Origin of the sequence: Kitasatospora sp. NPDC004799 (genome assembly GCF_040609095.1) — a bacterium.
Lineage (GTDB): Bacteria > Actinomycetota > Actinomycetes > Streptomycetales > Streptomycetaceae > Kitasatospora.
This window is the reverse complement of sequence record NZ_JBEXJK010000435.1, coordinates 1-6,747: the sequence shown is the minus strand read 5'-3', so window position 1 is coordinate 6,747 and position 6,747 is coordinate 1. Positions and strand designations below refer to the sequence as shown.

Annotated in this window: 5 protein-coding genes and 1 pseudogene; all 6 read left to right on the top strand. The window is 77.1% G+C overall.

All coding sequences use genetic code 11. From position 1 onward, the window contains the following. Nucleotides 1-452: pseudogene (locus tag ABZW03_RS34670) on the top strand (beta-ketoacyl-[acyl-carrier-protein] synthase family protein); the annotation flags it as partial. An 11-nt stretch (nt 453-463) separates the two neighbouring features. After that, the gene (locus ABZW03_RS34665) at nt 464-1,006 is read left to right on the top strand and encodes a beta-ketoacyl synthase N-terminal-like domain-containing protein (RefSeq protein ID WP_355267497.1); all 543 of its coding nucleotides are present in this window, start codon (nt 464-466) and stop codon (nt 1,004-1,006) included. A 246-nt stretch (nt 1,007-1,252) separates the two neighbouring features. Further along, nucleotides 1,253-2,869 (top strand): class I adenylate-forming enzyme family protein, encoded by a 1,617-nt coding sequence (locus tag ABZW03_RS34660; RefSeq protein ID WP_355267494.1) that lies wholly within the window; start codon nt 1,253-1,255, stop codon nt 2,867-2,869. After that, the gene (locus ABZW03_RS34655) at nt 2,866-4,143 is read left to right on the top strand and encodes a beta-ketoacyl-[acyl-carrier-protein] synthase family protein (RefSeq protein ID WP_355267491.1); all 1,278 of its coding nucleotides are present in this window, start codon (nt 2,866-2,868) and stop codon (nt 4,141-4,143) included. Before ABZW03_RS34660 ends, ABZW03_RS34655 begins: the two co-directional genes overlap by 4 nt. A gap of 152 nt (nt 4,144-4,295) precedes the next feature. Then, entirely contained in the window at nt 4,296-6,320 is a 2,025-nt protein-coding gene (gene hppD / locus ABZW03_RS34650; RefSeq protein ID WP_355267488.1) for a 4-hydroxyphenylpyruvate dioxygenase, read from the top strand. Continuing rightward, a partial coding sequence (locus ABZW03_RS34645; protein WP_355267485.1) for a thiamine pyrophosphate-dependent enzyme occupies nt 6,317-6,747 on the top strand: 431 nt, incomplete at its 3' end. The genes hppD and ABZW03_RS34645, both read left to right, overlap by 4 nt.

Here is a 6,747-nt window from a genome sequence, read left to right as displayed (position 1 = left end):
GGGCCGGGGACGCCCACCACGTCTGCCGCCCGGAACCGGAGGGCGCCGGGGTGGCCCGGGCGATCGGGGCCGCGCTCGCCCGCGCGGGCGTCGCGGCGGCCGAGGTCGGCTACGTCAACGCCAACGGCACCGGCTCCACCCTCGCCGACCTGGCCGAGGCCCGCGCCCTGCGGCGGGTGTTCGGCCCGCACACCGACCGCCTGCCGGTCAGCTCCAGCAAGTCCGTGCACGGGCACGCCCTGGAGGCCTCCGCGCTGCTCGAACTCGTCGTCACCATCGGCACGTTGGACACCGGCCTGCTTCCGGTCAACGCCGGCTGGCTCGGCCCGGACCCGGACCTCGCGCTGGACCTCGTCCTGGACGGCCCGCGCGCCGCCCGCCCCGCGTACGCCCTCAGCCTCAACTCCGCCTTCGGCGGCGCCAACACCGCGCTGCTGCTGGCCCCGGGATGACAGCCACCGCCATGACCACCCCTGCCGACCACACCCACGGACTGCGGATCCTCGCCGAGGCCCGCCGCCCCGCACCCGGCCTGGACGGGCCGCCGCCGGCGCTGCCCGGCTTCGCCGCCTCCGGCTTCAACCCGCTGGTCGCCGACACCGCCGAGCGCTGTCTGCGCGCCCACCACGGCGAGCCGCCCGCCCCCGGACGGACCGCCCTGCTGCTCGCCAGCGCGAGCGGCGACCTCGACACCGCGCGGGCCATCGAGCGCAGCGCCGAACCCGGACAGCGGACCGGCCCGCTGCTGTTCTTCCAGTCCAACCCCAACGCCGTCCTCGGGCACATCTCCGCGCGCTGGGGCCTGACCGGCCCCGTCGTGGCGGTCTGCCCGGCCGAGGCCGACCCCGGCCGCGTCCCGGCCGAGGCGTACGAGCTCGCCGCCCTGCTCCTCGAGGACGGGGACGCCGAGCTGGTGCTGGCCGTGGCCGTCGAGCAGGCGCCCGACGGGGACCGGGCGGCGGCCGTCCTGCTCGCGGCTCCGGCCGCGGAGGGGCGACCGGACTGAACCCGCCGGCCACCGCCGCCCGTACTCACCCATGAGGCCCGGCGCCTGACGCAGCCGCACCCGGCACACCAGCGCCCCTCCCGGGCCCCGCCCCGCTCCCGACGCCCGTCACCCGAGCGCCCAAGCACCCATGCGGCCGACCGCACCCCTGCCGTGCGACCGACCGCCCCCGCCGCCCGCGCGGCGCCCCGCCACCCGACCAGCCGCCCGGGCCGTCCACCGGCCCCGAGGGAGGGATCCACCCCCGTGACCATCCGCAGCCTCCGCACCCAGCTCGCGGACGACCCCGACGTGGGCGCCGGCAACGTCCTGACCGCCCGGATCGCCCTCGGGCTCGACCTGGACCTGCCGCTGCTCACCTTCGACACCCCGGTGGACGACCACCCCGCCTGGCACCCGTTCACCCTGCGCGAGCTGGACCGCGCCGTCCGGGCCCGCGCCGCCGCGCTGCACGGCCTGGGCATCACCCGGCGCGACCCGGTGGTGGTGTACGCGAGCGACGCCGCCGACCACGTGCTCGCCTTCCTCGCCCTGGCCCGGCTCGGCGCCGTCCCCGCGCTGCTCAACCCCAACCTGGACGGCGAGCGCGCCGCCCGCTACATCGCCCGGCTCGGCGCGGCCGGCGTCCTCGCCGACCCGGCCCACCGGGCCGCGCTGGCCGGCCACGAGACCGGCGCGCCGCTGCTGCCCGAGATCGCCGCCCTCGGCGCCGGCGACCCGGACGCCGTCCCGGAGCCGTACCGGCACTGGTCCGGCGACCCGGTGGCGATCACCCACTCCTCCGGCACCACCGGGATGCCCAAGGCCGTCGTCCACTCGCACGCGAGCCTGTACGCGGCGATCCGCCACCGGCTGCGGCTGCCCCGCCCGCAGGGCCAGGACCGGATGCTCAGCGCGCTGCCCGCCCCGCACGCCGCCACCCTGATCGCGGTCAACCTCGCGCTCAGCTCGCACACCGAACTCGCCGTGCTCTCCGGGCAGTCCGGCGACGGCGTGCTGGAGGCCGTCGAACGGTGGCGGCCGACCGGGGTGATCGGCTTCGCCGCCACCTGGGCCGACCTCGCCCGGCACGACCTCGCCGCCCGTGACCTGACCTCCGTCGCGCTCTGGTGGAACACCGGCGACTGCGCCCACGAGGTGCACATCCGCCGCCTGATCGCCACCGGCAGCCGGGAGACCGTCACCCGGGCCGGGCGCACCCGGGTACCCGGCTCGCTGTTCGTCGACGGCCTCGGCTCCACCGAGATGGGCCACTCGCACTTCTTCATCACCCACGGCCCCGGCACCGAGCGCTACGGCCGCTGCGTCGGCCGCCCGCACGCCTTCGTCGACTGCGAGGTGGTCGGCCCGGACGGCGAGCCGCTGGGGCCCGGCGAGGTCGGCGAACTCGCCACCGCCTCACCCACCCTGGCGCTCGGCTACTGGAACGACTCGGCCACCACCTTCCGCACCCGGCTGCGCGGCCGCTTCCTCACCGGGGACCTGATGTACCGGGACGAGGAGGGCTACTACTACCACGTGGACCGGGCCGTCGACTCGGTCGAACTCGGCGGCGGCAAGCGGCTGTTCACCGCGATGTCGGAGGAGCGGGTGCTGGCCGCCTGCCCGGACGCGGTGGACTGCACGGTGGTCGCGGTACGGGACGGCGAACGCGTGGTCACCGACGTGCTGCTGCTCCTCGCCGCGGACGCCGACCCGGCCGCGGACCGCACCGGGGCGGTCGTCGCCGCCCTGGACGCGGCGGCCGCCGCGACCGTCCGCCAGGTGCTGGTGGTCTCGCCCGAGGACATCCCGCTCGGCCCGACCGGCAAGGTCCGCAAGGTCCTGCTGCGGGAGCGCCACCTCGCGGCGGTGGGCGCGTGACCGGGGGAAGCGGACGCACCGGCCCGCGCCCCGGCGCCGTCGTCACCGGGATCGGCCTGGTCTCCCCGCTCGGCCGCAAGCCCGCCGAGGTGTTCGAGGCGCTCACCGCCGGCCGCTCCGGCCTGCGGGCCGTCCCCGAGGGCCACCCCGCGCACGGCTGGCTGCCCGCCGCCGGGATCGCCCCCGCCGTGGACGGCCGGGAGGTGCTGCCGCCCACCGAGACCCGCTGCGTGGACCGCTTCGTGCTGCTCGCCCTGGCCGCCGCCGACGACGCGCTCGCCGACGCCGGCCTGGCCGTCGGCCGGGACGCCGACCCGCACCGCACCGCCGTGGTGCTGGCCACCGGCGGCGGCGGGCTGGAGACCTTCGAGCAGCAGTCGCACCGCCGGCTGGAGCGCGGCCGCCCGGGCGTCAGCCCGTACCTGCTGCCCGGGATGCTCTCCAACATGGCCGCCGCCCGGATCGCCATCAAGCACGGCATCCGGGGCTACAGCTCCGCCGTGGTGACGGCCTGCGCGGCCGGCGCCCAGGCGATCGCCGAGGGGCTGCGGCTGATCCGGGCCGGCGACGCCGACGTGGTGGTGTGCGGCGGCACCGAGTCCTCGCTGCACCCGACCATCGCCGCCGCCTTCACCAACGCCCGTGCCCTGGCGCAGGGTTGGGACGACCCCGAGCAGGCCAGCCGGCCCTTCGACGCGCGCCGCAACGGCTTCGTGCTGGGCGAGGGCAGCGCCGTCCTGGTGCTGGAGCGGGCCGAGCACGCCGAGGCGCGCGGCGCCGCCGGGTACGCGGACGTCCTCGGCTGGGGCGCCTCCACCGACGCCCACCACCCGACCATGCCCCGCCCGGACGGCACCGGCGCGGCCGACGCGATGCGCGCCGCACTCGCCAACGCGGGCCTGGCGCCGGGCGACATCGACTACGTGAACGCCCACGGCACCGGGACCAGGCTGGGCGACGCGGCCGAGACCGCCGCGCTGCACGCCGTGTTCGGCGCGCGGCCGCCCGCGGTCAGCTCCACCAAGGGCGCCACCGGCCATCTCCTGGGCGCCGCAGGTGCGTTGGAGGCGGCGGTGACCGCCCTGGCGGTGGCCCGGGGGACGCTGCCGCCGACCCTCAACCTGACCGACCTCGACCCGGCCTGCGACCTGGACCACGTCCGCGGCGCCGCCCGGTCCGCGCCGGTGCGGGCCGCGCTGAGCAACGCCTTCGCCTTCGGCGGCCACAACCTCAGCCTGATCCTCGGCCCGGCCTCCACCCGCTCGGCCCGGTAGCCGCCGTCCGCTCGGCCCGGTCGTCACCGCCCGCTGCCGCCGCCCACCGCCGCCCACCGCCGCTCGCCATCGCGCGATGGCAGCGCGCGGCGGCAGCGCGCGGCGGCAGCGCGCCGATCCTCGTTCCACCGTCCCTCCTGAGGGAGATCCCGTTGTCCATCCAGACCATCGCCCACGTCGAGTTCCACTGCGCGGACGCCGACAAGACCGCGGCCGGCCTCCAGGCCGACTACGGCTTCACCGCCGACGCCCCGGCCACCGCGCCGGACGGCACCCGCACCATCGGGCTGCGCCAGGGCACCATCCGGCTGCGGCTGACCTCCGCCGCCGACCCGGAGCACCCGGTGGCCGGGTACGTCGCCCGGCACGGGGACGGCGTCGCCGTCCTGGCGCTCGGCTGCGCCGACCCGGCGGCCGCGCTGGAGCGGGCCGAGCGGCACGGCGCCCGGGTGCTCGACCGGGCCGGCGCCCTGATCGAGGGCTTCGGCGACACCGCGCTGCGCCTGGTCCCGCTGCCCGGCGCCGAGCCCGCCCCGGAGCCCCGGCTGCTGGACGACCTCGACCACGTCGCCGTCTGCCTGCCGGCCGGCACCCTCGCGGACGCCGTACGGTTCTGCGAGACCGCGCTGGGCTTCCGCACGGTCTTCGAGGAGTACCTCGAGGTCGGCGAGCAGGCGATGGACTCCACGGTGGTGCAGAGCGCCTCCGGCGGCGTCACGTTCACCCTGATCGAGCCCGACACCGCCCGCCGCCCCGGCCAGATCGACGAGTTCCTCGCCGCCCACGGCGGAGCCGGCGTCCAGCACCTCGCCTTCGGCACCCGCGACATCGCCGGCGCCGTCCGGACCGCCCGGGAGCGTGGCGTGGAGTTCCTGACCACCCCGGCCGCCTACTTCGACGCCCTGACCGACCGCCTCGGCGAGCCGGCCGTCCCGGTGGAAACCCTGCGCGACCTGCACGTCCTGGTCGACCGGGACCACGGCGGCCAGCTGTTCCAGATCTTCGCCCGCTCCACACACCCCCGGCGCACCTTTTTCCTCGAACTGATCGAACGGCAGGGAGCGGGTACCTTCGGCACCGCGAACATCAAGGCCCTCTACGAGGCCGTCGAACGGCACGGCCCCACCGGCGCCGACCGGCCCGCCGCCGTCCACGGACCCGCTGTCGTCGGCGGCCCCGCTGTCGTCGACCGCCCCACGGCCGTCGGGCGGCCCACCGCCGCCGACCGGCTCGCACCCGCACATCCGAAGGAGGCCCGCCCGATGGCCGCCGCCCCCGCATTCCGGCTCACCGAGGCCGAGCGCGCCCTGCTCCCCACCCCCGACGAGGTGGCGCACTACCGCGAGCACGGCTGGTACCTCTCCCGCAAGCTCCTCGGCGACGAGGAACTGGACACCCTCCAGGCCGCCACCGAGCTGTACTACGCCGGCCACCGCGACCGCGAGCTGCCCGTCCGGCCGCCCCGGCTGGCCTCCTGGCGGCCCGAGGACGGGCCGGTCCAGCGGCACAACGACTACGTGCACTACGAGAGCGACGCGATCGGCGCGATCCTGCGCAAGCCGCTGATCGGCGCGGTGGCCGCGCTGCTGGCCGGTGCCGAGGAGGTCCGGATCTTCCAGTCGACGCTCATCTACAAGCCCCCGGTGCCCGAGGAGCCCAGCAACCGGGTGCCGTGGCACTTCGACAAGCACTACTGGCAGACCTGCACCTCGGAGGAGATGCTCACCGCGTTCATCCCGTTCCACGACTGCCGCGAGGAGAACGGCACCATCACCATGGTCGACGGCAGCCACCGCTGGCGGGAGCTGCCCTCCGGCGAGGACTCCACCCGGCACTTCGCCGACCGCGACGGCTCCGAGCTGGAGGGCATCCTGGCCGCCAACGCCGCCCACAACGGCCGGCGGGTGCACAAGGTGCCGATGCTGATCCCGCGCGGCCACCTGTCCTTCCACCACTGCCTCACCTACCACGGCAGCGGCCCCAACCTGGCCTCCTACCCGCGCCGGGCGGTCTCGCTGCACCTCCAGGACGGCGCCAACGAGTACCGCCGGCACACCCGGCCGGACGGCGAGCCGGTGGTGTACAACCACGACGTGCTGGTGCGCCGCACGGACGACGGCCGGCCCGACTACGCCGACCCGCGGTTCTGCCCGACGGTCTGGCGGGGACGGCCGTGACCGCTCCCACGCACCCCGCGGCACCGGCCCCCGGCCCGGCCCCGCTGGACTCCCCCGCCGAGCGCTACCGGATGCTGCGGCTGATCCGCGGCTTCGAGGAGCTGGCGCTCGGCCTGGTGCGGTCCGGCGCGATCCCCGGCGGCATCCACCCGTACATCGGGCAGGAGGCCGTCGCGGTCGGCGTCTGCTCGGCGCTCGGCCCGGGCGACCGGCTCGCCAGCACCCACCGCGGCCACGGCCACGTGCTCGCCCGGGGCACCGCGCCGCACCGGCTGCTCGCCGAGCTGCTGGGGAGGGTCGGCGGGTCGAACGGCGGCCGGGGCGGCTCGATGCACGCCGCCGACCTCTCGCTGGGCATCCTCGGTGCCAACGGCATGGTCGGCGCCGGCGCCCCGATCGCGGTCGGCGCCGCCTGGGCGGCCCAAGC

Excerpts from the sequence above, each read along its gene's own strand:
- ABZW03_RS34665 (WP_355267497.1), top strand. The coding sequence starts at position 464 with ATGACCACCCCTGCCGACCACACCCACGGACTGCGGATCCTCGCCGAG.